The organism is Streptomyces sp. A1136, from assembly GCF_004795055.1.
Classification (GTDB): domain Bacteria; phylum Actinomycetota; class Actinomycetes; order Streptomycetales; family Streptomycetaceae; genus Streptomyces.
On record NZ_SSBJ01000029.1, the window covers coordinates 1 to 25,832 of the forward strand.

At 70.6% G+C, this 25,832-nt stretch carries 23 protein-coding genes and 5 pseudogenes; 18 read left to right on the forward strand and 10 right to left on the reverse strand.

Going from position 1 to position 25,832, the window contains the following annotated elements; translation table 11 throughout:
- Together E6R62_RS25700 and E6R62_RS25705 are read left to right on the forward strand one after the other, a co-directional pair.
- Positions 1–293, forward strand: a 293-nt coding sequence (locus E6R62_RS25700) for an inositol monophosphatase family protein (RefSeq protein WP_276615653.1), incomplete at its 5' end; no start/stop codon positions are given.
- Positions 294–334: 41 nt separating this feature from the next.
- A pseudogene (locus E6R62_RS25705) lies at positions 335–448 on the forward strand (NAD(P)-binding domain-containing protein); the annotation flags it as partial.
- A 439-nt stretch (positions 449–887) separates the two neighbouring features.
- On the opposite strand, the pseudogene E6R62_RS40310 reads toward E6R62_RS25705, so the two are convergent.
- Positions 888–1,679 (reverse strand): annotated as a pseudogene (locus E6R62_RS40310) (serine/threonine-protein kinase); the annotation flags it as partial.
- A gap of 321 nt (positions 1,680–2,000) precedes the next feature.
- Between E6R62_RS40310 and E6R62_RS25715 the strand changes: the two are divergent.
- From E6R62_RS25715 to E6R62_RS25720, 3 genes are read left to right on the forward strand one after another with little or no spacing between them, the layout of a single operon-like run.
- Positions 2,001–2,462: a MarR family winged helix-turn-helix transcriptional regulator gene (locus E6R62_RS25715; protein WP_168714181.1), complete on the forward strand. Its 462-nt coding sequence runs from the start codon at positions 2,001–2,003 to the stop codon at positions 2,460–2,462.
- 11 nt (positions 2,463–2,473) lie between these two features.
- The gene (locus E6R62_RS39775; protein ID WP_168714182.1) at positions 2,474–2,893 is read left to right on the forward strand and encodes an SRPBCC family protein; all 420 of its coding nucleotides are present in this window, start codon (positions 2,474–2,476) and stop codon (positions 2,891–2,893) included.
- Complete coding sequence (locus E6R62_RS25720) at positions 2,890–3,672, forward strand: DNA alkylation repair protein (protein ID WP_168714183.1); 783 nt, start codon at positions 2,890–2,892, stop codon at positions 3,670–3,672. The genes E6R62_RS39775 and E6R62_RS25720 overlap by 4 nt, the downstream gene beginning before the upstream one ends.
- 271 nt (positions 3,673–3,943) lie before the next feature.
- Here E6R62_RS25720 and E6R62_RS41110 read toward each other — a convergent pair whose 3' ends face one another.
- Positions 3,944–6,745 (reverse strand): D-alanyl-D-alanine carboxypeptidase, encoded by a 2,802-nt coding sequence (locus tag E6R62_RS41110; RefSeq protein ID WP_240801889.1) that lies wholly within the window; start codon positions 6,743–6,745, stop codon positions 3,944–3,946.
- A gap of 469 nt (positions 6,746–7,214) precedes the next feature.
- Positions 7,215–8,093, reverse strand: coding sequence for an NAD(P)H-binding protein (locus tag E6R62_RS25730; RefSeq protein ID WP_136215910.1), 879 nt, complete (start codon positions 8,091–8,093; stop codon positions 7,215–7,217).
- Between the two features lie 140 nt (positions 8,094–8,233).
- Here E6R62_RS25730 and E6R62_RS25735 point away from each other — a divergent pair, with 140 nt between their 5' ends.
- The gene (locus tag E6R62_RS25735) at positions 8,234–8,938 is read left to right on the forward strand and encodes a TetR/AcrR family transcriptional regulator (RefSeq protein WP_136215911.1); all 705 of its coding nucleotides are present in this window, start codon (positions 8,234–8,236) and stop codon (positions 8,936–8,938) included.
- A 126-nt stretch (positions 8,939–9,064) separates the two neighbouring features.
- On the opposite strand, the gene E6R62_RS25740 is transcribed toward E6R62_RS25735, so the two are convergent.
- Positions 9,065–9,805, reverse strand: a complete 741-nt coding sequence (locus tag E6R62_RS25740) for a class I SAM-dependent methyltransferase (protein ID WP_136215912.1) — start codon at positions 9,803–9,805, stop codon at positions 9,065–9,067.
- 90 nt (positions 9,806–9,895) lie between these two features.
- On the opposite strand from E6R62_RS25740, the gene E6R62_RS41115 reads away from it, so the two are divergent.
- Complete coding sequence (locus E6R62_RS41115) at positions 9,896–10,072, forward strand: transposase (RefSeq protein WP_240801890.1); 177 nt, start codon at positions 9,896–9,898, stop codon at positions 10,070–10,072.
- 554 nt (positions 10,073–10,626) lie between these two features.
- On the opposite strand, the pseudogene E6R62_RS25750 reads toward E6R62_RS41115, so the two are convergent.
- Positions 10,627–11,341 (reverse strand): annotated as a pseudogene (locus tag E6R62_RS25750) (alpha/beta fold hydrolase).
- A 564-nt stretch (positions 11,342–11,905) separates the two neighbouring features.
- Between E6R62_RS25750 and E6R62_RS25755 the strand changes: the two are divergent.
- The 3 genes and pseudogenes from E6R62_RS25755 to E6R62_RS25765 all read left to right on the forward strand — a co-directional run.
- Positions 11,906–12,091 (forward strand): annotated as a pseudogene (locus tag E6R62_RS25755) (nucleoside deaminase); the annotation flags it as partial.
- Between the two features lie 502 nt (positions 12,092–12,593).
- Positions 12,594–13,211, forward strand: coding sequence for a hypothetical protein (locus E6R62_RS25760; RefSeq protein WP_136215913.1), 618 nt, complete (start codon positions 12,594–12,596; stop codon positions 13,209–13,211).
- Positions 13,212–13,448: 237 nt separating this feature from the next.
- Entirely contained in the window at positions 13,449–13,850 is a 402-nt protein-coding gene (locus tag E6R62_RS25765; protein WP_136215914.1) for a hypothetical protein, read from the forward strand.
- A gap of 407 nt (positions 13,851–14,257) precedes the next feature.
- Here E6R62_RS25765 and E6R62_RS25770 read toward each other — a convergent pair whose 3' ends face one another.
- Together E6R62_RS25770 and E6R62_RS25775 are read right to left on the reverse strand one after the other, a co-directional pair.
- Positions 14,258–15,118 (reverse strand): hypothetical protein, encoded by an 861-nt coding sequence (locus tag E6R62_RS25770; protein WP_136215915.1) that lies wholly within the window; start codon positions 15,116–15,118, stop codon positions 14,258–14,260.
- A 290-nt stretch (positions 15,119–15,408) separates the two neighbouring features.
- The gene (locus tag E6R62_RS25775) at positions 15,409–16,260 is read right to left on the reverse strand and encodes a LysR family transcriptional regulator (RefSeq protein ID WP_136215916.1); all 852 of its coding nucleotides are present in this window, start codon (positions 16,258–16,260) and stop codon (positions 15,409–15,411) included.
- A 95-nt stretch (positions 16,261–16,355) separates the two neighbouring features.
- On the opposite strand from E6R62_RS25775, the gene E6R62_RS25780 reads away from it, so the two are divergent.
- The 3 genes from E6R62_RS25780 to E6R62_RS25790 all read left to right on the forward strand — a co-directional run bounded on the left by E6R62_RS25780 (position 16,356) and on the right by E6R62_RS25790 (position 19,018).
- On the forward strand, positions 16,356–17,087 hold the full coding sequence (locus E6R62_RS25780; RefSeq protein WP_136215917.1) for an SDR family NAD(P)-dependent oxidoreductase: 732 nt from the start codon (positions 16,356–16,358) through the stop codon (positions 17,085–17,087).
- Positions 17,088–17,502: 415 nt separating this feature from the next.
- Positions 17,503–17,745: an SIS domain-containing protein gene (locus tag E6R62_RS41120; protein WP_240801891.1), complete on the forward strand. Its 243-nt coding sequence runs from the start codon at positions 17,503–17,505 to the stop codon at positions 17,743–17,745.
- 271 nt (positions 17,746–18,016) lie between these two features.
- A complete protein-coding gene (locus tag E6R62_RS25790; protein WP_136215919.1) occupies positions 18,017–19,018 on the forward strand; it encodes an NAD-dependent epimerase/dehydratase family protein in 1,002 nt (333 codons plus the stop codon).
- Between the two features lie 697 nt (positions 19,019–19,715).
- On the opposite strand, the gene E6R62_RS42215 is transcribed toward E6R62_RS25790, so the two are convergent.
- Positions 19,716–20,069, reverse strand: coding sequence for a SpoIIE family protein phosphatase (locus E6R62_RS42215; RefSeq protein ID WP_136215920.1), 354 nt, complete (start codon positions 20,067–20,069; stop codon positions 19,716–19,718).
- Between the two features lie 710 nt (positions 20,070–20,779).
- On the opposite strand from E6R62_RS42215, the gene E6R62_RS25800 reads away from it, so the two are divergent.
- The 4 genes and pseudogenes from E6R62_RS25800 to E6R62_RS25815 all read left to right on the forward strand — a co-directional run bounded on the left by E6R62_RS25800 (position 20,780) and on the right by E6R62_RS25815 (position 23,399).
- Positions 20,780–21,211: a CAP domain-containing protein gene (locus E6R62_RS25800; protein WP_240801892.1), complete on the forward strand. Its 432-nt coding sequence runs from the start codon at positions 20,780–20,782 to the stop codon at positions 21,209–21,211.
- A gap of 544 nt (positions 21,212–21,755) precedes the next feature.
- Positions 21,756–22,310 (forward strand): GNAT family N-acetyltransferase, encoded by a 555-nt coding sequence (locus tag E6R62_RS25805; protein WP_136215921.1) that lies wholly within the window; start codon positions 21,756–21,758, stop codon positions 22,308–22,310.
- Positions 22,311–22,337: 27 nt separating this feature from the next.
- Positions 22,338–22,867, forward strand: a pseudogene (locus tag E6R62_RS25810) (cupin domain-containing protein).
- A 64-nt stretch (positions 22,868–22,931) separates the two neighbouring features.
- On the forward strand, positions 22,932–23,399 hold the full coding sequence (locus tag E6R62_RS25815) for a DUF4267 domain-containing protein (protein WP_136215922.1): 468 nt from the start codon (positions 22,932–22,934) through the stop codon (positions 23,397–23,399).
- Here the strand turns inward: E6R62_RS25815 and E6R62_RS25820 are convergent.
- Positions 23,318–24,325 (reverse strand): GlxA family transcriptional regulator, encoded by a 1,008-nt coding sequence (locus tag E6R62_RS25820; protein ID WP_136215923.1) that lies wholly within the window; start codon positions 24,323–24,325, stop codon positions 23,318–23,320. The two genes, E6R62_RS25815 and E6R62_RS25820, sit on opposite strands and share 82 nt — an antisense overlap.
- A 101-nt stretch (positions 24,326–24,426) precedes the next feature.
- On the opposite strand from E6R62_RS25820, the gene E6R62_RS25825 reads away from it, so the two are divergent.
- On the forward strand, positions 24,427–25,020 hold the full coding sequence (locus tag E6R62_RS25825; RefSeq protein ID WP_136215924.1) for an MBL fold metallo-hydrolase: 594 nt from the start codon (positions 24,427–24,429) through the stop codon (positions 25,018–25,020).
- 164 nt (positions 25,021–25,184) lie between these two features.
- Here E6R62_RS25825 and E6R62_RS25830 read toward each other — a convergent pair whose 3' ends face one another.
- Entirely contained in the window at positions 25,185–25,793 is a 609-nt protein-coding gene (locus tag E6R62_RS25830) for a cadmium resistance transporter (RefSeq protein ID WP_136215925.1), read from the reverse strand.
- Positions 25,794–25,832: the final 39 nt, after the last annotated feature.

Below are 25,832 nucleotides of genomic sequence, written 5' to 3' on the forward strand. Positions count from 1 at the left end.
AAGTCGTGCGGCGCGTCGGCTCCTCGATCACCGCGATGCTCTTGGACGCACTCGTCGTCCGCGTCGCCGTGCCCGCGACCCTGCACCTGTTGAACGTGGCCGCCGGCCGGATCGACGCCTTCTGGCAGTACGCCGGCGCCCGCGCGGACCTGCTGCCCGGGGCGCTGCTCGTCACCGAGGCCGGCGGACGGATCTCCGACGCCCAGGGCCGGCCCTGGACCCCTCAGAGCGACAGCTTCCTGGCCGCCGCCCCCGGCGTCCACACCGACGCCGTCGCCACGCTCTCCCGCTGATCGCCTACCACGACCCGCACGAGCGGAAAGACCCGATCATCCTGACCACGATCGCAGTTCTCGGAAACGGCCGCGTGGGCGGCAACCTGGCCGCCGCCCTCACCCGAGCAGGGCATCAGGTCACCGTGGCGGACCGCACGCAGGGCGCCGCCGCCACCGGACCCATCCGGGCCAGGGCCCCTGCCGTCTGCCGGGATACCGCCGAGTCCTCGACGTCCGGCAGCCTGGCCGCCAGTACTTCCGCAGCGTCAGGAACAGCAGCGAATCTTGACGAAGAGCGCCGTCGGCGAAGCCGATATCGGCCTGGATGGTCGGCAGGGCGGTGTTGAAACCCATCACGTCGAGCAGTACCAGCAGTTGCGTCAGGGCGATCACGCCCAGGCCCCACCAGCGCCTGGGGTGCGGGGCCGCCGGGTCGGGGAGGCTGGCCGGGGGCGGTCCGAAGCTTTGCGCGGGGACGGACCGCGCCGCGGCCGGGGCCGCGGGCGCGTGCGAGGGCGACGGGGAGGCCACCGGCCCGCGGCGGCGCGGCACGGAGGGGACGCGGGGGTCCGGCTGCGCCCCGGGCTCCGCAGCGGGTGTCTCGGGGGCCCAGTCCAGCAACCTGGCTGCGCGGCGGCCCAGTTGCGCCAGTACCGTGCCCGGCAGCCACTCCCCGGGCTGTTCGACCGACGTCCGGTCGGCGATCTCCCGGGGTGTCGGACGGGCGACCGGATCCTTCTCCAGGCAGGCGCGTACGAGGCCGGTCAGCGGCTGCGGAACGCCGGTGAGGTCCGGTTCCTCCTCGGCGACCCGGAAGAGGTGGGCGTTCAGTCCGGAGTCGGCGGCGCCGAACAGGAGCCGTCCGGTGGAGGCGCCGACTAGGACGGCAGCGAGGCAGAAGACGTCGCCGGCGGGGGTGAGTTCGCGGCCGCGGACCTGCTCGGGAGACATGAAGCCGGGGGAGCCGATGAGCATGCCGGTGCGGGTGTGCAGGCTGTCCCCGATGAGGCTGTTCATCGCCCGGGCGATGCCGAAGTCGATGACGCGGGGGCCGTCGACGGTGACGAGTACGTTGGAGGGCTTCAGGTCACGGTGGATCAGGCCCGCCTCGTGCACGGCTCGCAGGGCGACGGCGAGCCGGCTGGCGAGGGTGCGCACCGAATACTCGGGCAGCGGCCTGAAGCCATCGGCGACCACTGTGCGCAGGTCCGGTCCCGGGATGTACTGCGTCGCCACCCACGGCACGGCGGCGTCCGGGTCGGCGTCGAGCACCGCCGCCGTCCACTCCTCGCCCACTCGTCGGGCGGCGGCCACTTCGCGGGCAAAGCGCCTGCGGAACTCGGGATGCCCGGCGTGCTCGGCCCGGACGACCTTCACCGCAACGGTGCGCCCGCCCTCGGAACGGCCCCCGGGCGATCAGACGGTACGGGCCGATGTGGGTCGAAGCGTGAAAGCGCGGGAACGCGTAGCGGAAGGCGGCGGGGGAGGCGTGTCCGAGCACCGTCGCGACCTCGGTCGCGGTCCGGTGGCGCAGCGAGGAGATCAAGGCGGGCGTCCGGGCCCGAGGCCGCCGGGCCGCAGGGCTGGTCACGTCTCAGCCCGCGCCGGCGATCACGGAGGGGCGGAAGCTGGGGCGATGCCGGTCCGAAGCGGTTGGTGGTCGTCGTGCGCCCGGAGCAGTATTGTTGTCTTGACAACAGTTGTCTGGTCATTCAGGATGGAGGTGTGACCACTTCCACCAGCGGCTTGCGCGACCACCTCGGCTACTGGCTCCGTCGACTCTCCGACGAAGTCCACGGCCGGTTCGAACGCGAACTCGCCGAGCACGACGTGACCGTCTCCCAGTGGTCGGTGCTGATCACAGTGCACCGGGGCGACGCCACCACCACCCGAGAGGTGGCCCGCTACCTCGGCATCGACGCCGGAGCGGTCTCCCGCCTGGTCGACCGACTGGTCGCCAAGGAGCTGATGACCCGCGAACCGGACCCCGCGTCCAGGCGAACGCTACGGCTGGCACTCACCGAGACCGGCCGCGACCTGGCCCCCCGGCTGGCCGAGATCGCAGACCGCAACGACGCGCACTTCTTCGCCGGCCTCGACCCGGTCCAGCGCCGACAGCTGGAGGACTGGATACGCCACCTGACGGGCGAGGCCCACCCGGAGCCCCCCACACCGCCAACCTCCTGAGAGGCACCACCATGAGCACCACCCTCGCGACCGCGCGCTCGGTCACCAAGACCGTCACCATCGAGCGCCCCGTCGCCGACGTCTTCGCCTTCCTCGCCGACGCGGCCAACTGGCCCGCTTGGGCGATCGTCAACGTCAAGGCGATCGAGCCCACCGACGAGCCGGACTGGTGGCTGATGACCACCCCGCACGGCCCCGCCCGTCTGCGTATCCGCGGCAATGCCGAACTCTCGATCCTCGACCACGACTACGTCGAGGACCAGGCGTCATGGCAGGTCCCCGCCCGTGTCGTGGCCAACGGCGCCGGCTCCGAATTCATGATGACCTTCTTCCAGCCGCCGGCCTTCACCGATGCGTACTTCGACCAACAGGTCGCACTGGTCGACACCGAACTCGCCACCCTCAAGCACATCCTGGAAACCCGCACGTGAGTCTGCCCCGCCACCGACTCACAGAGGCGGCCGACCAGCTCACCGAGCAGCTCGCCCGCCTCGGCACCTCACAGCGCGCCGCCCGGGACCGCGACTATCTCCACAGCGACCTCGTCCACCTCGGCGTCCCCATCCCGGACCTGCGGCGCGCCGTCCACGCCACGGGCCGCAGCCTGCCACCGCTCACCCGAGCGGACGTTCTGATCCTGGCCGATCTACTGTGGACCGGCAGCGTCTACGAACGCCGGCAAGCGTCCGTCCACCTCCTCACCCACCACGCGCCCCTCCTGACCCCCGCCGACCTCGCGACGGTGGAAGCGATGCTGCGAACGGCCCACACATGGGCCCTGGTCGACACCCTCGCCGTCCACGCGGCCGGCGCGATCGCCCTCTGGAACGAGGAAGCGGCCGGAACCGTCCTCGACCGCTGGGCCGTCGACGCGGACTTCTGGCTCCGCCGTTCCGCTCTCCTCGCCTTGCTACCCGGCATCCGCGCCGACGAGCCCGACCTGCGGCGCCTGGGCCGGTACGCGGACGCCATGCTGGAGGAACCCGAATTCTTCATTCGAAAGGCCATCGGCTGGGTGCTGCGCGAGACCGGTCGCCGCCACAGCGGCTTCGTGACGGCATGGGTGGAATCCCGCGTCGACCGCATCTCCGGCGTTACCCTGCGCGAAGCGGTCCGCCGCCTCGGCGACGCGGACCGGACCCGCCTGCTGGCCGCCTACAACCGCGCCCGCCGCCCGGCCCTGGGTGTGCACCGCGGGGGTCTCGCATAGGTCGGTTACCGGTGGGGTGGTGGCCGCCGTCGGCGGTGACGCGCACTCCCGGCAGCGCGCTGCCGAGCGCCCCGACGGTGACCAGCCACCGCATCTGCCGGAGCAGCGCCACCGCCTTGAAGGCCTCGTGGAACTCGCCCTTCTCCACCACCCGGCCGGTGGTCCTCCGGACCCCGCCCGTGACCTGGGCATCCTGCCGCGGCCCTATGCCGTTGCCGTCCACAGTCGCGGAGCACAGCGCTCCGCAACTGTGGACCTCGGGGGACCGCGGTCAGGAGAGACGGATCACCCGGGTGCCGAACGACGGTTCGGCGAGCCGGGTGCCGACCGCCACCGGGACGGTCTTCGAGCCGGGGCCGTCGCCCACCGTCAGCACGGCCACCTCGGTGCCCGCCTTGGCCTCGTGCGGTACGGACTTGCCGCCGGTTGTGCCGAGCGTGAAACGCAGCCGCTGGCCCGGAACACCGATCACGGCGAGGTCCTTCGTCGCCACGAGCGGGGTCCGGCCGCCCAGCCCGTCGGAGACGTAGCCGACCGTCTGACCCTTGTGGATCACGGGAGCGGCGGCGAGGGCCTTGCGGACCGCCTCGATGACCTTGCGGCTGTTCTTCAGTACCAGCTTCAGGCTTTCGCCGGCGTCTTCGTCCGGGCCGTCCACGTGCTGGTCCATCATCGTGCCGAGGATCAGCGGGGTGTCGCCGCCGACCGGCTGGTCCGCGGCCCACATCAGGGTGCCGCCGGCCGGGGTGCTGGACCCCGTCTTGATGCCGATGTTGCGCAGACCTTTGACCGAGAGCAGGTCGTTGCTGTTGTCGATCTGCTCGGGCAGCCCCTCGATCTTGGCGTGGGCCGTCGCCACGATCGCGCGGAACGCCTCCTCCTGCATCACCGCCTCGGCGAGCTTGAGCTGGTCGACGGCGGTGCTGACGGTGCCGGAGTTCAGACCGCTGGGGTCCGTGTACGTGGTGTCCCGCATCCCGAGTTCCTTCGCGACGGCGTTCATCTTCGCGACGAAGGCCGCCTCGTCGTTCCCGGTGTCCCAACGGGCCAGCAGACGGGCGATGTTGTTGGCGGACTTGAGCATCAACATCTCGAGCATGTCCTGCTCGCTGAACTTCTGCCCGGCGGTGAGCCATTCGATCTTCGACTCGTGTTCGGCGTTGCCCTCGGCGACCGCCTTGGCGTCGACCTCGATGCGGGGGCCGGGTTGGTTCTTGCGCAGCGGGTGGTTCCTGAGGATGACGTACGCCGTCATCACCTTCGCCACGCTGGCCGTCGGCACGGGCTTCTGTTCGCCGAACGTGCCGATGTCACCGGAGCCCGGGATGCGGACGGCCGCCTGGCCCTCGGCCGGCCAGGGGATGGCGGTCGTGCCGTCCAGGGTGACCGAGTCCTGCGTGGCGACGAGTTGCGGGGTGGGGAGCGGGCGCAGAATCTGACCGCCCGCGACGGCGGCGCCGAGCAGCAGCACGATCGGGGTCCACACCTTGACGCGGCGCACGAGGGTGCGGCGCGGGGTCTCCGGCGAGGGAGCGGTGTTGGTGAGCTCGGCGAGCAGTTCGAGGGGCGGGCGGGGGGTCTCGCGGGTGGGTTCGAGGACCGGCGGTTCGGGCGCGGGCTCCGGCGGCGATGCGGGCTTGGCGGCGTCGGGGGCCTTCCGCACGCCGAAGTCGCAGGTGCGCTCGGGGTCGTGAGGCTGCGCCGCCGCCGCGCGGGCACCGGTCGGCTTCTCGGCGGCGAGGTCGGCGCCCCCGTCGTTCCGCTTCCGCAGCGCGGGCGCCTCGTCCCCGTCCGTCGCCTGCCGGTCGGCGGGGCCGTCCTCGGGCTGCTCGGCCACCTCCTCAGGGTCGGGGGATGGGGAGCCGGCCTCGGCTTTGTCCCGAGATTCCCTGGAGGCCTGCCGGGCGTCCGCCCTCTTGTCGGCCCCCTCCTTCCGGGGCTCGCCCTCGGGCCCGGATATACCGGCCCGGCCGCCGTCGGTACGCGGGGTGCCCGCCTCCTCGTCGCCCGGGGCTCGCGCGCCCGCCGGGGCGGCTGTTCCGTCGGCTTCAACGTGTGCCGGGGTGTCGTCCTCCTCCGGCTTGCTGCCGTCCTTCGCCCACGAGGGGCGCCGTGCCGGTGCGTCGCTCTTACGCCGCGGTCCGGTCGCACCGGCGGATGCCGGGTCCGGGGTCTCCTTGCCGGCGGCCGTGCTTGCCTCCGCTTCATCGGCCTGCTCCTGTGCCGGACCGTCCTGCGCGCTCCGGCCCAGGGCCGACGCACGGGTCCTGGCCTCGGCGCGCGCCGAGGTGTCGTCCTCCCCCGGCTGACCGTCCCCCTTCGCCCACGAAGGGCGCCGCGCCGGCGCGGTGTCCTCCGGGGCATCCGCGCGCTTCGCGCCGCCATCGGCCGTGGCGGACGTATCGCCATCGGCGCCCCGCGCTCCCGCGTCGGCATCCTGAGGGTCGGGCACATCGGCCTGGGCGACGCGGCCCTCCTCCTCCACACGGCCGTCCGCCCCTGGACCGGAGCCCACACCGGCCGGGATCTCCTCGTCGCGGGCGTCGGCCCGCGCGGTAGGAGACCCGTCGTTCCCGGGGGCGGGTGCCCCCGTGGGGGCCTCCGCGGTTACGGGCCCGGTCTTGCCTACGGCTTCCCGGCCGGGGGAGCCGGCCCGCGCCGGGCGCGTGTGCCCGTCCGCAGTGGTGCCCTCTTCGGTGTCGGTGTCGGCGTCGGCGTCGGTGTCCGCGTCCACGGCTTCGGCCTTGGCCGGGGCCTCCCGCTCGGGGGTGCGCGCCCCAGAAGCGGTGTCAGCGTCCAGCGGTCCCCTGTCGTCCGGGGTCTTGCGTACTGCGGAGTCCTCGTCCGCAGCCGCGGACGAAGACTCGGCCTTCCCTTCCCCGGCGGCCGGCTCGCTCTCGGAAGCCGTGCCGGAGCTCGGCTCCGCCCCGGTCGGCTTCCGCGCGGTGACCGGTTCGACGGCGTCGTCCCCCTCCGGCCCGGCCAGGGCTTCGGCATCGCTGTCGGCCCCCTCCCGCCAGGCCAGGGCAAGCGTGTCGCCCGTTCCGTCGCCCGCCACCGTTTCCGCCTTCATCCACGTCCACCTTGCTGTTCACGCCCGGCTCCGCCGGTCTCACCGTCACGTCGCGCGCGCCCGTCCCGGGCTCGTTGATCAAGTAGATGTTCGACCCGGCTCCCGCGTTCCATCTTCGCCAGTACGGCCGCCGGAAAGGTGGACAATCCTGGGGCGAAGATCGCCCTGGAGCGACCGTCCGCCCGGTCTCTATCTACGCGTCGGAGGCGGCTCGCAGCTTCGAGGGAACCACCCGAAGCAGCGAGGCAATGGAACGGAGCTGAGTCTCCAGCAGATGACATGGCGTGAGACGTCCGAGGAACACCCGAATCAGAGCTCGGCAGATGACACAGGCCAGTAGAACCTACAAGCGTCGCATCCTCCGCAGTTCCTGCGCGAGCAGGAGGCCGGCGCCAGCATCGCCTGCACCCTCAACTGCTACCGAAGACTCACCAAATGGGATGACGTCTACGTCACCCGGCAGCCGGAGTCAGGCCGTCAGGGCCGGCTTGAGTACTTCCTGGCACCACTGGCGGAAGCCGGTAGGACCGGCGGTCTGCAGGGTGCGCTGTTCGGCGTCGTAGATGCCGTCGTTCTGGGCTGTGGCCATGTCGACCAGTCCCTGGGCGAATCCGTCGGTCATCCCGTACCGCAGCATCGTCGTCTTGTATGCCTCGCCGCTGACCTGCTGGAAGCGGACCGGTCGTTCCAGGACCTCGGACAAGATGTCGGCCATGCCGTTGGGGGACAACGCGTCGGGGCCGATCACCGGGACGCTGCCCTGTCCACTCCAGGAGTCGTCGAGCAGCAGGTCGGCAGCCGCTGCGGCGATGTCGCGGGTGGCGACGGTCGCGAGGGGGCGGTCCGCGGAGTTTGCCAGGAGGAACATCCCCTGGCTCTTGATCGCCTCGATCTGGCCGAGCAGGTTCTCCATGAAGAACGGCATGACCAGCGAACGGTAGTTCACGCCGGTGCTCTCGAACAGCTCGTCCACCGCGAACGCGGGCGACAGAAGCCCGGCGGGCTTGCCGTACGCACGGCCCAAGCTGGAGACCCCGACGACGCGTTTGACTCCTTGGCTCTTGATCGCGTCGCACGCCGGCCGGGTGAGGTCCAGGTAGTAGTCCTCGATGTTGTCGGCCTGGGGGTTCGGGGGCACCAGCCACAGCACGCTGTCGGCCCCTGCGAACGCCTCGGCCACAGCGTCGCCGTCGCCGTGTGACCCCTGGACGATCTCGACTCGCCCGCGGACCTGCGGGGAAAGCCGGGCGGGGTCGCGGGCGATCACGCGGATCGGCTGACCGCTGTCGAGGAGCCCGGTAAGGGTCTGGTGGCCGATCTGGCCGGTGGGGGCGGTGATGACGATCACGGAAACCTCCGGGAGGGATCGCTTCGAGGATGTGACGTGCGCCTTCGGAAAGCTGCCCGTCGACGACGTTTCCACTGATAACGAAAATACGTTATCACCGAACCGAAAATCGCTAACGAGATACCGTTAACATTGGAAACATGGAGACCGATCGCTCTGCCTCTGCGGACAGCCACCGTGCCCGAATCATCACGGCCGCAGCCCGACTCCTCGCCGAAAGCGGCCGCGAGGCGGTGTCGACCCGGGCCGTGAGCGCTGCGGCCGGCGTCCAGGCTCCGACCATCTACCGGCTCTTCGGCGACAAGCGGGGCCTGCTCGACGCGGTGGCCGCCCACGGGTTCGCCTCGTACCTGGACGAAAAGACCGACCTCAAGCCCAGTGGCGACCCGGTCGAGGACCTGCGCGCCGGATGGGATCTCAACATCGGCTTCGGCCTCGCCAACCCGGCCCTGTACGCCCTCATGTACGGCGAGCCCCGCCCCGACGCGACTCCGCCGGCAGCACTCGCCGCGGCCGAAGTCCTCGCCGCCCACATCCACCGGATCGCCGAGGCGGGCAGGCTTCGGGTCGATGAGGAACGCGCCGCGCAACTCGTCCACGCGGTCGGCGGCGGCACGGTCCTCATGTTGCTCGCCACTCCAGAAGACCGGCGAGACCTCACCGTGTCCGACCTGGCGCGGGAGGCGGTCATCGCCGCGATCACCGCGGACGCCCCCGCCCCGGCCCCGCCCGGGCCGGCCGGCGCTGCGGTCGCCCTCCGCGCAGTCCTCCCGCAGACTTCCGCACTGAGTGCCAGCGAGCGCAGCCTGCTTACGGAATGGCTCGACCGCATTGCCAGATGCTGATGCCCCTCCTCACTCGCCGTCGGTAGCGTCCAAATCACACAGCGGCCGCAGGGCCGGGCAGTGCGAGGCCGGAACGAGGACCGGCCGATCATGTTGATGTGCCTTCACGTCGCGGCGCGGCGGACCTTACGGTTTGTGGGCTACCCAGAGTAGTTCTGCCGGCCAGCGGTGTGCCCAGTCGGGTGGGTCGGTTTCGTTGTAACCGTTGGGTGTTCCGAGTCCGGGCCGCGGCTCGATGAGGTCGTCGATGATCAGACCCGCGCCGCGCAGAGCCTTGACCCAGTCGCCGTAGGTGAGCTGATAGCTGGTCGCGCCGTCGTCTTCGGCGATGGTGTTCAGCCCGAAGTAGTCCTGCTGCAGCGTCGTGGTCACGCGGCCGGTGGCTTCGTCGTAGCAAGCTTCGAACCATGGGCTGGCGACGTTGAACACCAAGCGCCCGCCTCGGCCCAAGACGCGTGCGGCCTCTGGGACGGCCAGGTGAGGGGGCGCCCAGCTGAGCCCACCGAAGTCGCAGAAGACCAGGTCGAAGCTCTCGGCGACGAAGGGGAGTTGTTCGGCGGCCCCTTGCACTAGCGGGTAGCGCGCCGCGCCCATCGTGAGTGCCGCGGCAGCGAGTTGGGCTTCGGACAGGTCGAGCCCGACCACGGTTGCGCCCTCGGCGGCGAGCACCCTGGACCACTGGCCGGCGCCGCAGCCGAGTTCGAGGACGCGCTTGCCGGTGACGTCGCCCAGGGCGTGCAGGTGCGCGTCGGGGATGGAGTACATGCCCCACAATCGGGGTGCGGCGCCGATTCGCGGGTCGTGCTTGTGCTGGTAGGCGTTGCTGATCCGGTTCCAGAGCCGCCGGTTGGCGGGGATGCTGTCCACGCGCCGACTCCAGCACTGCCTGCCGGGGGCGGTCAACCCGATTTGGGCCTGTATCGGAAGTGGATCCGTCGCAATGAATGATCTTCATCCGTGGGGCGGGGTGATCTTACTGACGAACAGTGGTCGGCGTTGGCACCGTTGCCACCGAAGGGAGCGAAGGCGGGACGGCCGCCTGCCTGGCCCCGGCGGAAGTTGATCAACGGTATACGGTTCCGGGTCCGCACGGGCGTTCCGTGGCGGGATGTGCCCACTGCGTACGGGCCCTGAGGCCGGATCCACGACCTGTTCCGCCTATGGCGGCGGAACGGTACCTGGCACAGGATCTTCATCCGGCTCCAGTCCATTCGAGCAGGGCCGGAAGCGCATGTCGATCGTGGTGACGGCCGGGCGGCGCGGCGACTCGCCGCAGTTCGAACCCGTGCTCAGGAAGATCGGCGTGCCCCGCATTGGGGCGGGCCGGCCGCGTGTCCGTCCCGATCGGGTGCGTGCTGATGAGGCGTATACCCCCCGGCAAGAACCGCGCTTACCTGCGTCGCCGGGGGATCTGCTGCACCATCCCGGACAAAGCCGACCAAGCGCGTCACCGCAAGCAGCGCGGTCTCGCGGCGGTCGGCCGCCGAAGTTCGATCTGGTCGACTACCGCGAGCGCCGCGCGGTCGAGCGCGCGATCAACCGCCTCAAGAGGCACCGTGCCATCGCCAGGCGTCCCGTCAAACCAGCGGTCCGCTATGGGGCGACCGCCTCATAACGGCTATCGACGAATGGCGGTGACCAGCGCACATGAGGCGCGTCCAGAAGGAACCCGGAGCGCGGAAGATCTGTCACTCCACGGCATCATCGAGGAGAATCCGTGCCAGCTCGCGCGGCTGGGAGAACATCGGCCAATGCCCGGTGTCCATCTTGATCAGCCGCCAGTGCTTGCTGTCCAACAGCACGGCTACGTCTTTGTCGGGCTCGGCGTTTTCGGGCTCGGTCCCCGCGGGCACACACAGGATGTAAGTCGCGGGAAGTTCACTGAGCGGCCTCGCCAGCACGGCGGGCTCGGTCAGCGTGGCGCCTGGGTGAGGCGTCGAGCCGCGGACGAGGCGTGCGATCTGCTCATCAGTGAGACCCTCGCCATCGTAGTGAGAAGCCGGCGCGAGCGGCCAGAACCCCCCCATTTTCGGCGATCTTTGCCTTTACCGCCGCTCCGCCGTCCGGCCAGGCGGAGACAAACGACTCGCCGTCAGTTGGAACATTGGAGTCCACGAATACCGCGCGGGTCAGCCGGTCCCCGATCCGCTCCGCGGCCTGACCGACTGGAATGCCCGAGTAGCTGTGACCTACCAGGACTACGTCCCGCAGGCCCCGGCGTTCCACCTCGGAAACGATGTCCTGGACGTGAGTCGCTTGCCCCGCCGGGACGCCCCGCTTGTCAGCAAGGCCGGACAGTGTCAACGGGTAAACGCCGTGGCCAGCCGCACGCAGATACGGCGCCACCTCGTCCCACGCCCACGCCCCGAGCCGTGCACCTGCAACCAGCACGAAATTCACCATGCTCGTACCGTAGCCGAGCAGCCTAACGCTCCCTGGAAAATACTTTCGATACGCGCCCTTGGGCTCTGGTCGGCCCTCGCCTCGGTCCGGCCCTGCCTTGTCCCATGATCCGCAGGCCGAGTCCGGTTGGCCCCTTCGGCCAGGCAGGCGCGCAGTTGGCGGCGCCCGGCCGGAGAGCTTGGCCATCCGCGTGGTAAGCACCGTTGGGGCCCCAAGCGTCGAGCCCGGCATGGCGTGGCTACAGGCGCGACGCGCCGGCCGCGTCGGAAGTGGCACGACCGGTCGGGGGTGGCTCTCGCCCCGCTCCTCGACGCGTGCGGCCCTGCGGGGCCGGCGGGACGCGGGGTGGGCGACGTGGAAGTTGACGGAGGACTCGGGGGAGCCGGCGGGGGCCGTCGGCATCGCGCTCACGGCGCAGGCCCCCGTCGGGCCTGCGGCGCCCGCACCGAGTCTGCGTGCCATGTGCCTCCGCCGACGTACCGCAACGCAAGGGCCGCTCGATCTTTCGTCAGGAAGTCTGAGTCTTACGACAGAACCGGTCAGGTCCGCGATACGGCAGCGTCATGCGGCATATGCGCCGGTGGCATCGTCCGCTCCGGACTCGGACGTGTCGTCTACGCGCTCTCCTCCGAGCAACTCGTGCGACTCAACCCGGAGTCAGGCGCGTGGCCGACGGTGGCCCAGGACGGCCCTGCCCTGTTCGACGAGGCGCGCATCCCCATCGACGACTACTACCGGCCGCAACGGTGAAGGCCGCCCACCGGCCCTCACCCTTGCGGATTGGCCGACATGCAGGTTCGGAGGCGTCCCCCCGATCGCATGGGGGGCCGGCTCGTACGGGCCGGCCGTTGAGCGACGCTGGTGATGTGCCTCAAGGTGCCGTGCTGGTTGTCGATGGGACGGGATGAAACGACCCCGGCGGCCATCAAGTCCGCCGGGTCGTCGTGAACACGGTGTCGGCTTCGTGGCCGCTCTGTCGCGCGGGTCTCGGTGATCGCGGCGCGAGTGGATGACTCGTCGACGATGTCCGTCTCCTCGGTCACGGCAGCGACGAAGGACCGCCAGGCGATGTCGTTGGGGGAGCGGTGCAAGCCGCGGCGGCTGAGGTGGACGACTTCCACGGTGTGGTCGGAGAACACGGTGTCCTGGAGGCCGCCGATCGTGAAGCGGTCTTTATGTAGCCGGCGGGCTCGCTCGTCATCGTGGGGTGGCCGTCGGCGGGTGTGCGGGGCCGCCGCTTATGCTGCGGCGCATGGGAGTGGACCTCACGCTGTTCATGGCGGACTGGGAGCGGTTGGTTGCCTTCCCCGTCCAACGCCGGATCGACGCGCTCGACGACACCGTCTGGCCGTCCGGCGGCGACCAGAGCCTGCGGTGGGGACGGGGCGGCGGATGGCGGTGGCCGCCGGACCAGGGGGCCAGGTGGTGCGCCGCGTACGAGTTCTTCACCACGACCGGTTCCTACCGCCCGCACTACCGCGCGGGCGACGGGTGGGCGGACATGCGGCCCTTGGTCGACGCGCCTGTGCGCGAGGCGATGGACGCCTTCCTCGGGGGGCTGATCTGGGATGCGGATCCCATCGAGGATCCGGCGCTGACCGGTGGGGAGGGGCTCTTCCCGCCGGTCGCCGACCCTCGGCGTCCGCACCTTCTGCTGGTCTGCTCTCCGGAGGCAGTGGAGAGGAAGGTTCCCGCCTGGAAGGGGGTGGAGCCGTATCTCGACGTAATGCGTGCTCCGTTCGCCGCCGAGTGCGAGGGCTGGGCGGGCCGTCCGGGTACCTTCGAGGGCTTCGTCGCCCTGCTACGTGAGTGGGGTGACGTGGTTACGGAGGCTGCCGGGCGCGGTTGGGGCTTGGTGGGGGTGCCGTAGCGCCAGTGGCATGGCAGGGGTGAACGGGTCGGGCGGAAGTGCTGCGGCGCGGCGCCGGAAAGCGGGAGGGAGAGGGTGGGGGGAGGGCAAAGACCATGCCGCTGAGGGCACGTCGCGAACGTCCACTCCGACGGTGATTGAGATCCTGGAGAACCTGGACGTCCTGTTCCTGCCGCGGCTCGACCTCACGACGATCCGGATGGGCGGCATAGCAGGATCCTCCAGGCCCAGTCCTCCGTGGTCGCCCGGTACCGCGGCGGGGACGACAGCGACAGCGAATACCACGACGCCGACCGGCAGCCGCTGACACCCGACGAGGTCATTGACCACACCGTGCGGTCGGACGGATTCCTGTACTGCGCCGACGAACTCACCTACAAGGTCACTGCCGGGCTGGTCGTCGGCTTCGCGATCTACGGGCCGCATCTTTCCCACTTCGCCCATCTGACCTCGTACGAAAAGTTGCTGTCTGCGTTCGGCACGCCGGACCGGGTGCGGGAGGAGGGGGGAGCCTACGGTGACTTCACCGGCTACGGCTTGTATTACTGGGGTGCGCGTAAGCATGTGAAGTGGGACGCTTCCGGCAACCGGGCGATTCTGATCAACGTGGGCGACTTCGAGGGGAACGCGGGCCCGTGAGAGGGGGCCGATGTCCGGTGACGGGTCAAGGTGGCCACCGTCGCCCGCCGTCGGGACCTGTCGGGTCGGCTGGACCGGCACGGGCCCCCGGGGCCCGGACCTGACCGCCCGGCAGCTGGGTCTCTACCGAGTCGACTTAGACCATGTCGCCGGCCGCCTCGGGCGGCTGTCCCCGGCCAAGGCTCGGTGTAGATCGACGACAAGGGCCCCCGCGGCGTCACCGTGTTTCCTTTGTAGTCCGCCGCGTCCGCGGCGTGTATACGGGGCGGCGCCGAACGAGTCGCACCCGGGGCCGAAACCGGAACATGCCTAGTTGAGGGTAGTGGGAGGCGGTCCCCGGGTGGGGGCGGCCGCATCTCCCGTCCGTCCGGCAACTCGACGGCGCCGCGCAGATCTGGCTCCTCGTGTTACCGCCCGGGAGTGATCTGCCAGGTGCCGTGGCGTACGTCGAGCGTCGCGGTGAGGTCGGCCTGCTGTGGGAACGAGTCGCCCAGCCGCCACGGGTCTGGCCTGGCAGCCAGCCCGATGGTGACCAGATCCCCGGTGACGTCGCTCAGGGCTCCGATCCAGTGGGGGGCGGTGGCGATCAGTTGCTCGGGAAGCCAGAGCCCGGGCTCGGGAACGTGTGAGAAGGGCTCCCGCACCCGTTCGGTGAGGGCGGAGCCGGCGAGCAGGGCCAGCAGTCGTGCCAGGACAGCGGCCGGGAGGGCAGGGTCGCGGGTCTCCAGCAGCACGTAACAGTCGTCGTGGCCCGAGAACCAGACCCGTGAATCTGCCAGGCGGCTCAGGAGCGGCTCATCGATGCCGGTCGTGCCTATCACGAGGGCAAGTTCGTCGAGTTGTTCCGTGGTCACATCGGCGGGCACGTCGATCAGAGTCAGCTCGTACGGCGACCAGGTGCCGTCCAGGAGACGGGGCAGGAGGTGGCGGTCCAGCACCAGGAACTCCTCCGCGAGTCCGTTCGTGCCGGCCGCCCAGGGCCCGAGGGGGTGAACCGTGCACGGCACGCCGAGATCGGCCGCGATCAGCGCGGGCCGCAGCGAATGCCAGTCCTCATCCAGGTAGGAGTTGGTCTCCAGCGACACCAGCGCCACCGCGTCGTTCGCCACGTCCACGAGCAAGTCGACCAGCTCGGCCGCCTGGGCCGCACCGGCGGTAACCCGTCGCAGCCCCTCGGTCTCGCGGACGCTGAAGCTCAATGGGAACGGTCGGCGCTCCACGCCGACACTGTTCACGCTGAACGCGCCCTGCTGCCTGACCTCGATCACTGCCCACCCCCGAGAACTCACCGGACGCTGCTGCCCGGTCCGCACGCCTCAATCATGCCGGTCAGCGGGGCGGCCCTTCCGCGGCCGACCACCCGTCGACGTCGGCCCGGTCCAGGAATCCCGCGACCGGGAGCGCTGTGATGGCCGGACCGGCCAACTACGACGCTCAGCCCACCGGCTGAGACTGAACGCGATACCTGCCCAATCAGCACTGGATCTTGTCGCGCCGCCCATCGCAGTTGGCGGGTCCGTGTGACTCAGCAAGCCAACTGCTACGTCAGATGTCGGAACTACTGAAGACGTGTAGCCGTCCGGACAAGGTGGGCGACGGCTCTTGACCGGCTGTGTGGTGGCCAGGCGATCACGGTGGTGACTGTCGGCGCGTCCAGTACGGGCACGGCGGCGAGGTCACCGTGCAACTGGGCCCGGCACGACTCCGGTGAGACTGCGCAAGCACGGCCGAGCGCGACGAGCTGCAACAGCTGCGCGTGATCGCGGACCCGCGGGCCCGGGCCGGGCGGGTAGGTGCCGTCGGGGTCGGGCCAGCGTGGCAGGGGCAGGCCCGGCAGCTCGGTGATGTCCGCCATGTGTACATGGGTCCGGGCGGTGAGCGGATGCCCGGCCGGCAGGACCGCGACCTGGCCCTCCGTGCTGAGCTCTTCGGTGTGGAACCCGGCCGTCGAGTCGAACGGTCGGTGCAGCAGCGCCACGTCGGCCCGGCCTTCGCGCAGGAGCCGTGCCTGCTCGGTCGGGCCGCACAGGATGACTTCGACGGAGACCGCGCCGGGTTCGGTGGCGTAGGCGTCGAGGAGTTTCGCCAGCAGTTCGCTGGACGCACTGGCTTTCGTGACCAGGACCAGGCCGGGGCGGCCGGTCGTGGAAAGGGCGGCGCGGCGGGTCCGACGTTCGGCGGCGTCGACCGCGTCGAGGGCCGCCCGGCCCTCGACCAACAGCACCGCGCCCGCCTCGGTCAATGTGACGGTGCGGCTGGTCCGATCCAACAGCGCCGCCCCGAGCCGGCGTTCGAGCTGCTGGATCGCCCGTGACAAGGGCGGCTGCGCGATCCCGAGCCGCTGCGCGGCGCGCCCGAAGTGCAGTTCTTCAGCGACGGCGACGAAGTATCGCAGTTCCCGAGTCTCCATGGCGCCACGCTATCCCGGATCAATACCCTGACGGTATCGTCGACCACCCGATCGGTCTTGGACCCCCGCCGGGGCCCGAGGGCAGCATGGTCCCCATGAGCGAACGAACGATTGCGCTGGTCACCGGCGCCAACAAGGGAATCGGCTACGAGATCGCCGTGGGCCTGGGCGCCCTCGGCTGGAGCGTCGGCGTCGGCGCCCGCGACGATGAGCGCCGTGCGGGCGCGGTGGAGAGGCTGCGAGCGGGCGGCGTCGACGCGTTCGGTGTACCGCTCGACGTGACCGACGACGCGAGCGCGACCGCCGCCGCACGGTTGATCGAGGGGAAGGCCGGGCGCCTCGACGTGCTCGTCAACAACGCCGCCATCACCGGCGGCATGCCGCAGGAGCCCACCAGGGTCGATCCCGCCACCATCCGGACGGTCGTGGAGACCAACGTGATCGGCGTCATCCGCGTCACCAACGCGATGTTGCCACTGCTGCGCCGCTCCGCCTCACCGCGGATCGTGAACATGTCCAGCAGCGTCGGCTCCCTCGCCCGTCAGTCAGGAACCGCCGCTGAACGGACGACGGGTCTGGTTGCCGTGGCGTACGCGCCGTCGAAGACCTTCCTGAACGCCGTCACCCTCCAGTACGCCTTGGAGCTGAGCGACACGAACATCCTGATCAACGCCGGCTGTCCCGGATACGTCGCGACCGACCTCAACGGCTTCCGCGGCGTGCGTACCCCCGAACAGGGCGCGGCGATCGCCATCAAGCTCGCGACCCTGCCCGACGACGGCCCGACCGGCAAGTTCTTCGAAGACGCCGGCGTAGTGCCCTGGTGACGTGCACGGCGGTCATCGCCCGCCGGATGAATGGCAACTCACGGCAGGTTGCAAGCAGCGTGAGCATGTGGTTCCAACAAACGTGACCTACAGGGTCCCAATCGGAAGGTCACACCCTCCATCGCGACACCTGGAGGAACGATTCACCAGCCGAGAGGTAACGATCCTCCCCCCAGCCGCCTGGCCTCGACGTACTGCCGGAACGCTCAGGGTTCGCGCAGTACACAGCGGCTGGCAACGGGTCACCGCTGTTCGTGGTCGGGTAGCGGTGCTCATCACCCTTGGGATCACGGCTGTGCAGGACCGGGTGAACTCGACGGTCAGGCGCCGGTCGTCGTCCGTGCGAACAGATCGTCGTCGCGCTCTTCCACCCGTGTCAACAGCGTTCCAAGGCCGTAGCCGTGCTTCTTCTGACGTGTGCATCCTGCCCGACCGGACCGTGGAACGCACCGCCCACCTGGTCCAGCTGTCCCGCCGCGACGCAGTCATCCTCTTCGACCACCGCCGCTACAAGGACGACAAGGCCGCGATCGCACAAATCGTCCGAGACGCGGGAGGCAAAGTCGTCGTCTTCACCGACGCCTGGCTTTCGCCTGCGGGCTGCCGGCCGTCGGGTGTGCGCTCGGCTTCTGGTGGTGTGTGGCCACGCCGTTCGTAGTGGCTGATGCGGGCAACGGGATTGGCGTCGCCGCCGCCAGTGTGGCCAGGGCAGGATGTGGGCGGTGCTTGGGCGGGGCCGGGTGACTCGGCAGATCAGGCGTCGTACTGCCGTCGATCGACAGGGCACGCGCGCTTGGCCGCCGCGGCGCACTGCCTGGTCTGAGCGTCATGGGAGCCGCCGCCGGGGGCCGGTCATGTCTATGCGGCGGATCACTATGCCCTGGGCGAAGCAGAGGGCCCAGGCTCGTGGTTCGTGTTTGAGTGATGCGATGAACATCTTGGTGTTGGGTGGAACGGCGTGGGTTGGCCGCGAGGTCTCGCGGCAGGCACTGGACCGTGGGCATCAGGTGACTTGCCTGGCCCGCGGGGAGAGTGGCGCCGTGGCCGAGGGTGCGGAGCTGGTCGCCGCGGACAGGCGTGACCCGTCGGCGTACGAAGGCCTGGCGGGCCGGGACTGGGACGCCGTGGTCGAGGTCTCGTGGCAGCCGGGCTTCGTCCGCCGGGCGCTGGCTGCGCTCGGCGCGAGGGCGGCGCATTGGACGTATGTGTCTTCGATCAGTGCGTACGCCTCGCACGCGCGGGTGGGTGCGGACGAGTCGGCGTGGCTGCTCCCGGCGGCCAAGCGTGACGAGGCCGACCGCGAGGAGTACGGGGAGGCCAAGGTGGCGTGTGAGGAGGCCTCGGCGGCTGCGGTGGGCGATCGGCTCCTCATCGCGCGGGCCGGACTGATCGGCGGCCCCGGTGACCACAGCGGCCGCACCGGGTACTGGGTCGGCCGCGCGGCGCGCGAGCCGCTGGCGCCACTGCTGGTACCCGCGTCGCCCGACATCGCGACGCAAGCGGTGGACGCGAGGGACCTCGCGGCGTGGTTGCTCGACTGTGCGGAAAAGGGGACGACGGGAACGTACGACGCGGTCGGCCCGATCGTGCCGTTCGGTGAGTGGGTCGCACTGTCTCGGGAGGTCGGCGGGCACACCGGGCCGGTGGTGAAGGTCGGCGCGGACTGGCTGCTCGGGCAGGAGGTGGGGCAGTTCATGGGCCCGGAATCGCTCGCGATGTGGATGGCCGACCCGGACTGGGTCGGTTTCAGCGCCCGCAACGGTTCCGCGGCCGGCGCGGCGGGCCTTCGGCACCGCCCCCGAGCGGAGTTGCTGGCGGACGCCCTGCGCTGGGAGCGGGATCAGGGCTTGGACCGGCCCCGCCGGGCCGGTCTCAGCGGTGAGCGCGAGCGAGAACTGCTGGAGGCATGGAGCAAGGCGGTACGGGAGTAGTCGCTCGCGGTGCGTGCTGCCATGGCGGAGTAGCGGCTGTATCGGAAGCAACCAAGGCGCGTGCTCACGGAGTCGGCCCGGTGCACCCGGAGCGGGGCGGCGGCCTGCTCGGATCCGGGCGGAGCGTCGGCGGCAACCGGGCGCGCGAGTTCCCCGACCGGCGGTCGCGGTCCGGTGGGGGTGGGGGTGGGGTGGTACGGGCGGGGATCGGTGGGCCGAGGACCGCGGTGCGCGCTGGGCCCCGGCCCGCGAAACTGGTCCTCCTCCACAAGCGGTCCGAAGGCGGAGCAGGGAAGCATAGACCGCACGCGCGCAGTTGAGCGTGGAGGTGAGAGTCAAGGGGTGCGTAATGGTCGGGCGCGACGCCGACAGCAACGACCTCCGGGCACGGTTACGTGTGCCGCCTCCGGGGCTGGGTGGGGCGAAACACGGCAGGAGCACGGCGAGGTCGTCGGTACGGGAAGTTTCGGCCCGGGCTTGGCCGATGAGGTCGTTCGCCGGCGCGGGCCAACAGGTGACGTTCGTGGGTCGCGGGGATGCGGCCGGCGAAGGCCGCGATACGCCCCTCCAAATTCTCTCCGGGAACATCGACCAACCCATAGGTGTACGGGGTGAGCAGGGTGCCCGGCTCGAACGAGACCTCGACGGCCGTGCCCGAGGCGTCCGGGTCGAGCAGAGGAGAGCCCGGGCGGCAGGTTCAGCTTCTTTGCCGGGCCGGCGGCATGGCGCGGCAGCGGGGCGGATGACCTGCGGAGGCCAGGCGGACGGTGTGGCCGGCGAGGTCGATATGGGCGTACACGCAGCTGGTGAACCGCCGGGTTCGGGGTCCCTCTTCGGGGGTGCGCCGGCGCCTGCGAGGACGGTTGTGCGGACCCGGCACATGAGGGCGGCGACATTCACGTTGTGGCCCTGGACGTCGCCCATGACGGCCGCGGCGGTGGCGTCGTCGATCCGGATCAAGTGCCGGAAGCCGCCACTGATGTCGAGCCCGTGCGCCGCCGGTAGGTAGCGGGCGGCCGCTTGGAGGCGCGGGACGCGGGGCAGGGCGCACGGCAGCAGGCCGGCTGACCTGTCACGACCAGCCCCGGTGATCGTGATCGTCGAGTTGGGCGACGACCTGGTCCAAACCCGAGCTGCCCTGGCCGCACACGACCCGCTCGCAGGCCGGATCACCGTCCACCCCACCCCGGGCACCGACTGCACGCCGGATCACCGTCCACCCCACCCCGGGCACCGACTCCACGCCGGCACTCGCATACGACGTCCTGGCGGCCCGGAGCAAGTCCGTCCCGGCGGCCGAGTACCCCGAGCACGAGACCGACCGGCCTGGACCCGCCGCAGCCCGGATCATTGGTGAGCCGGTCACTGCCTCGCCCGGCCCGGGGCAGTCGCGTGCCGCAGCGTGGCCGGGTCCCGGCTGTTGCTCGTAGTGGACCCGCGCGGTGGGGATTCTCCGCGAAGCGTTCCGGGGCGCCGGCCATTCGTATTCCCGAAAGCCGTGCCCCGCAGCGGCCGGACCCGGTCTCCGATGGCGACCGGGTGATCCGGATGGGAGGCTGGAAATGACGTCGAAGCGAAAGCGACTGGTCGCCTCACCCAAGCACTCGAATCCACTGTTCGTCGTTGCGGGAGGTGTACCTCATGAAATGCACTGCTTCACGGACCCGGAGGCTCATCGGTCCGGCCATTGCCGCCATCCTGGCGGCGACGCTGGTACCCGCTGTAGCGTCCACGGACGCTTCTGCCCAGCCCGGGGATGTCGTGGGCTTGATCAACGCGCAGCGTACGCAGCGCGGGCTTCCGGCGCTAACCGTCAACTCCGCCCTGAACACCGCGGCCCAACAGCACGCCGCTGCGGCCGTGCAGCTGAAGTGGTGGGGGCCGGGCCAGGATTCGCACACCAACCCACAGACGGGCTCAACACCGCAGAGCCGCATCATGGGGGCCGGCTACTGCCCGAACCCCCGGTCGTGGCAGGTCGCTGAGATCACGTACACAGGCTGGGGCACCTCGGGCACACCCAGCGCCGCCGTCAGATGGTGGATGAACAGCCCGGGACACCGCGCGAACATCCTCAGCGGGACGCTGCGCGAAATCGGCAGCGCGGCGTTGGCCGGCTCCGCGGACCGGGCCGGAGCCGGCGCGAGCGGCGCCGCGACCTACGTGGTGACGTTCGGGCGGTGCCAGCGGTGAGTCCTGCTCCCACGGCAGTCCTCTGACCAATCCGGTTGTGAACACGCGCGGCGTCGGCCGCATCGCCGTCTTCACTCCCGAGGGCCCGGCCGTGCTTCCCGTCAACGACCCGTCTGCATGCCGACATCGCCTTCCGCACCTCCGCGGAAGCCGTCAGAGCCAGAGCGGCAGGTACGGAGGTCGCCTTCGAGATCGACAACATCGACGGACGCGACCGCCACTGGGGGAGCGTGCCGCCCGGATCACCGGCCGTCGCCTGGTGTACGACTCATGAACGGTCTCCGTGACGACTCATGTACGGTCTCCGCGGTCGTCTTCGCCACAGACGGAGTGCTCCTCACCAAGCGAACCGCCTCGCGGCCGCCTGGAAGGAGACACTCGATGACTGCCTCCCCGAGGCGCAGCCGTCGTCCGCCGGTGCAGGTCGCGGGGGAAGCTTGCGTGCGGGTGGGGGCGCGGGCCCGCACCGAGCCAAATTGCCGTGGCCGGGGGGACGGGCACCGGTTAGGGTCGGCGCGTGATCCGGCGGCGGTGAGGAGGCGCGGTGCTCGCGTGGCGGAGGGTGACCGAGGGGGACTTCGGGTTGCTGCGGGAGTGGCTCATGCAACCGCACGTGGCGCGCTGGTGGAACCACGACACTTCCGTGGAGGCGGTCGCGAGGGACTTCGGCCCGGCGGCGCGCGGCGAGGAACCGTCCGAAGATTTTCTGGTCCTGCTGGACGGCACGGCGGTCGCCTTGGTACAACGGTGCCGGTTCGCGGACTACTCCGACTACCTCGCGGATCTGGCCGGCCAGATCGAAGTCCCCGACGGTGCGGTGACGATCGACTACCTGATCGGTGACCCCGCACGTGCGGGCCAGGGGCTCGGGCCCCGCGTCATCAGGGCGATCATCGCGGCCACATGGGTCGACCATCCGGCGGCGTCCGCAGTCGTCGTCCCGGTCCACGCGACCAATCGTGCGTCATGGCGGGCCCTGGAGAAGGCCGGACTGTGGAGGGTGGCCACCGTCGAACTGACGCCCGACAACCCGGAAGACGACCGCACCCACTTCGTCTACCGCGTCGACCGGCCCACCGCCGAGTCCGACGGCCGGTGAGGTCCGGGCAATCAGCATCTCGGCGAAATAGCTCAATCCGGCGGCCACTTCACACCGCATGGTCGTGATTGGGCATGCGCCGAACCCTGCGCCGACCCGAGCAGCGTGACGACGCTGCTCGGCGAGGCGGACGGCACCCCCGGCGGATTTACGAGCTACCGGTCCCGGTTCGCCAAGGGAGCCGTGGGCGCACCGGCCCACTTCGCCACCAAGGGGGCGACGGAGCTCTTCTTCGTGATCAGCGCATCGTTGCGGGTGCTGGTGGGGGAGGAGGTCGTCATCCTGAACGAGGGCGACTTCGTGGTGGTTTCGCCGCACACCCCGCGCGCCTTCGCGCGGCGCCAGACGCCGAGGCGGACGTCCTGTTCGTGTTCACCCCGGGCATGGGTCGTTTCGACTACCTGCGCCTGCTCGGCCGGGTGATGCGGGGCGAAGCCGACCCGAAGGAAATCGCCGGGTCCGCGGACCGGTTCGACAACCACTACGTGGAGAGCCCCGTCTGGCGCGCGGCCCTGGACGGCCCCGTCCCCCACCTGAGCGGCATACGGCTCACGTAGCGTCCCCCGCCCCCGGCATCCGACACGAGCCGCCGGGTGCCGCGGGCACGCGCCTTCGCGGCGCATGCGCGGAGCAGAGAGGTTTCGCGCGCTGAGTGAACGGCACGGTGCGGATCGGAGTGATATCGAACCCCGGCCCACCGGCAACGCCTCGGGCTACTTCATGGTCAAGGGCGTACGCGACATCGTCACGGCGACGCTCGTCTTCGTCCTCCTCGCTCTGGGACAGCGACGGGCACGGGGCTGGGGCTGGGTGTTGCTCGCCAACGCCGTCATTCCCCTCGGTGACGCCCTCGCCGCACTCACCCACGGCAGCACGCTCGCGACGGCCCTGAGCGTACACGTCTCGGCTGCGGCCCTCGTCCTGCTGACCGCCCTCCTGCTGCTCTCCGAACGCCCGGCCGCCGCCGTCCGCGAAACCTCCCACCCGTCCACGCCCCCCGGCGCTCTTCACGTCGTCGAGGTAACGAACCGACCGGGGCGATGCGACGCGGCGGTCAGCGGGGCCGCGCCGGTGAACGCCCGGCGGTAGGAGCGGGGCGGTACTCCCCGGCGGCGTACGAACTGCTCGCGCAGTACGGCCGCGCTGCCGTAACCGACCTGGCGGGCGACCTCCTCTATCGCGAGGTCCGTGGTCTCCAGCAACTCCTCCGCACGGCTCAGCCTCAGGTGCCGTAGCCAGGCGTGTGGGGTGGTGCCGGTCGCGGCGGCGAAGCGACGGGCGAAGGTGCGTTTGCTCATCATGGCGCGGCGGGCCAACTCCGTTACGGGGTGCGGCTCGTGAAGGTTCTCGCGGGCCCATGCGAGGACCTCTGAGAGCCGTGTGTCACCGCCGTCCTCCGGCACGGGCGCGGCGAGGTACTGGGCCTGCCCGCCGTCCCGGTGGGCGGGCAGCACCATGTCCCGGGCGATGGCGTTGGCCTGCGTGGCGCCGTACTCCCGCCGCAACAGGTGCAGGCACAGATCGAAACCCGCGGCGGCTCCCGCTCCGGTGACGGTGCTCCCCTCGTCGATGTAGAGGGCGTCGGGTTCGACGGTGACCTCCGGGTACCGACCGGAGAGGAGTTCGGCGAACCGCCAGTGGGTGGTCGCCCGCCGCCGGTCGAGCAGTCCGGCGGCGGCGAGCGCGAACGTACCGACGCAGTGGGCCGCGACCACGGCTCCGCGCGCGTGCGCGGTCCGCAACGCGTCGAGTACGGGCGGGGCGGGCGGTGTGCGGAAGCCGGCCCCGGGCAGGGCGATGACGAGGTCGGCTTCGGCGAGCCGGTCCAACCCGTGCGCGACGGTCAGGGGTACTCCGCAGTCCGCGGCCACCGCTCCGGGCCGGTCGGCGCACAGGGCGAAGTCGAAGCCGGGCAGGGCCGCCCCGTGAGGGCCGAACACCTCGGTGACGATGCCGACGGCGAGCATGCCGACGCCGGTGGGGACGTAAGCGGCGACGGTCTTGAAAGGCGGCATGAGCGCAGTGTGGCAGACGGTTGGCACGTTGGCACGAATCCTGCGAACAGCGGCAGGAGTGCCACTCGTCAACCTCCGCCACGGCCAGCAGGATTGTGGCCATGACAGACGCACCGCTCGGCCGCAGCGCCGCATTCAAGGTTCTGACCATCGGTTACGTGGGCTCCACCGGCCCCGGGGTCGCCGCGACCGTTTCCTACGTCTCGGATGCGGGACGGCACGTGATCTTCGACCCGGGCATGGTGGCGAGCCGCGACGACATCCTCGCGCCGCTCGCGGAACTGGGCCTCGCCCCCGAGGACGTCACCGACGTCGTCCTCAGCCACCACCACCCCGACAACACCATGAACGCGGGCCTCTTCGGCCGTGCCCGGGTGCACGACCACAAGGTGGAGTACCTGGACGACAAGTGGACGAACCGGGATGCCGAGGGCTACGAACTCACCCCGTCACTGCGCCTGATCCGCACCCCGGGCCACAGCCCCGAGGACATCACGCTGCTGGCGGGCACGGACGAGGGCGTGGTGGCCTTCGCCGGCGACCTGTGGTGGCACGCGAACGGCCCGGCGGACGACCCGGTGGCCCCGGACCGCGCGGTCCTCCGGGCCTCCCGCCGACGGGTGCTGGCCGCGGCGGACCTGATCGTGCCCGGCCACGGCAGCCCGTTCATCCCGACCGAAGCCACCCCCGTCTAGTAGTGCCTCCGGCAACGACCTGCGGGTGGCGGGGGAAGCCGGAAACTGGGTCTCTGCCAGACGGTTGACTCTGGGCACGAGCAAGGACAGCACCTGTTTCACCGGTTTGGGAGGCACCCGTGCAGCGCGGAGAATCCGAACTGGTCCGGTGCCGGCTGATGGGGTTACAAGCCGAAGGCGCCGCCCTCGATGAGGATGAGCAGGCCGATGGTGATCAGGGCCAGGGGCAGCAGGATGTGACCCCAGCGGGCGAGGCCCTTGGCGATGACAGGCCGGGTCGCAAAGAACCTGCCTGCGAAGCACCACACGGCCACGAGCACGAGGAACACCGCGGCGTACACGGTCATCCGGCCGACGCCGGCAGTGGCGAAGACGGGCACGTAGACGCCGATGTTGTCGCCTCCGTTGGCGAAGGTGACGGCCGCGACCTCCAGCGGGCTCGGCCCGCCCCGCTCGACCTGTTCCTCCTCCTCCGCGCCCTCGCTGCCGTCCCGGCGATCCTTCCAAGCCTGCCAGGCTGCCTTGAGACCCAAGGCCAGCGGCAGCAGACCGAGGTAGGGAATGGCGGCCTCGGGCAGGAAGGTGGCGCCGAACGCGACGGCCACCGCCACGGCAAGGATCGCGGTGAAGCCCAGGTACTGGCCCAACACGATTCGGCGGGTGGAGCGGGGGTGCCCGACTCCCTGGGCGAAGAACAACGCCAAGATCAGGATGTCGTCGATGTTGGTGACGGCGAACAGCCCGGCCGCCTGCCCGATGATGCCCAGCTCCACGTTCAGCCGTTCCCCTTTTGAGTCGGATGTCCCGGTGAC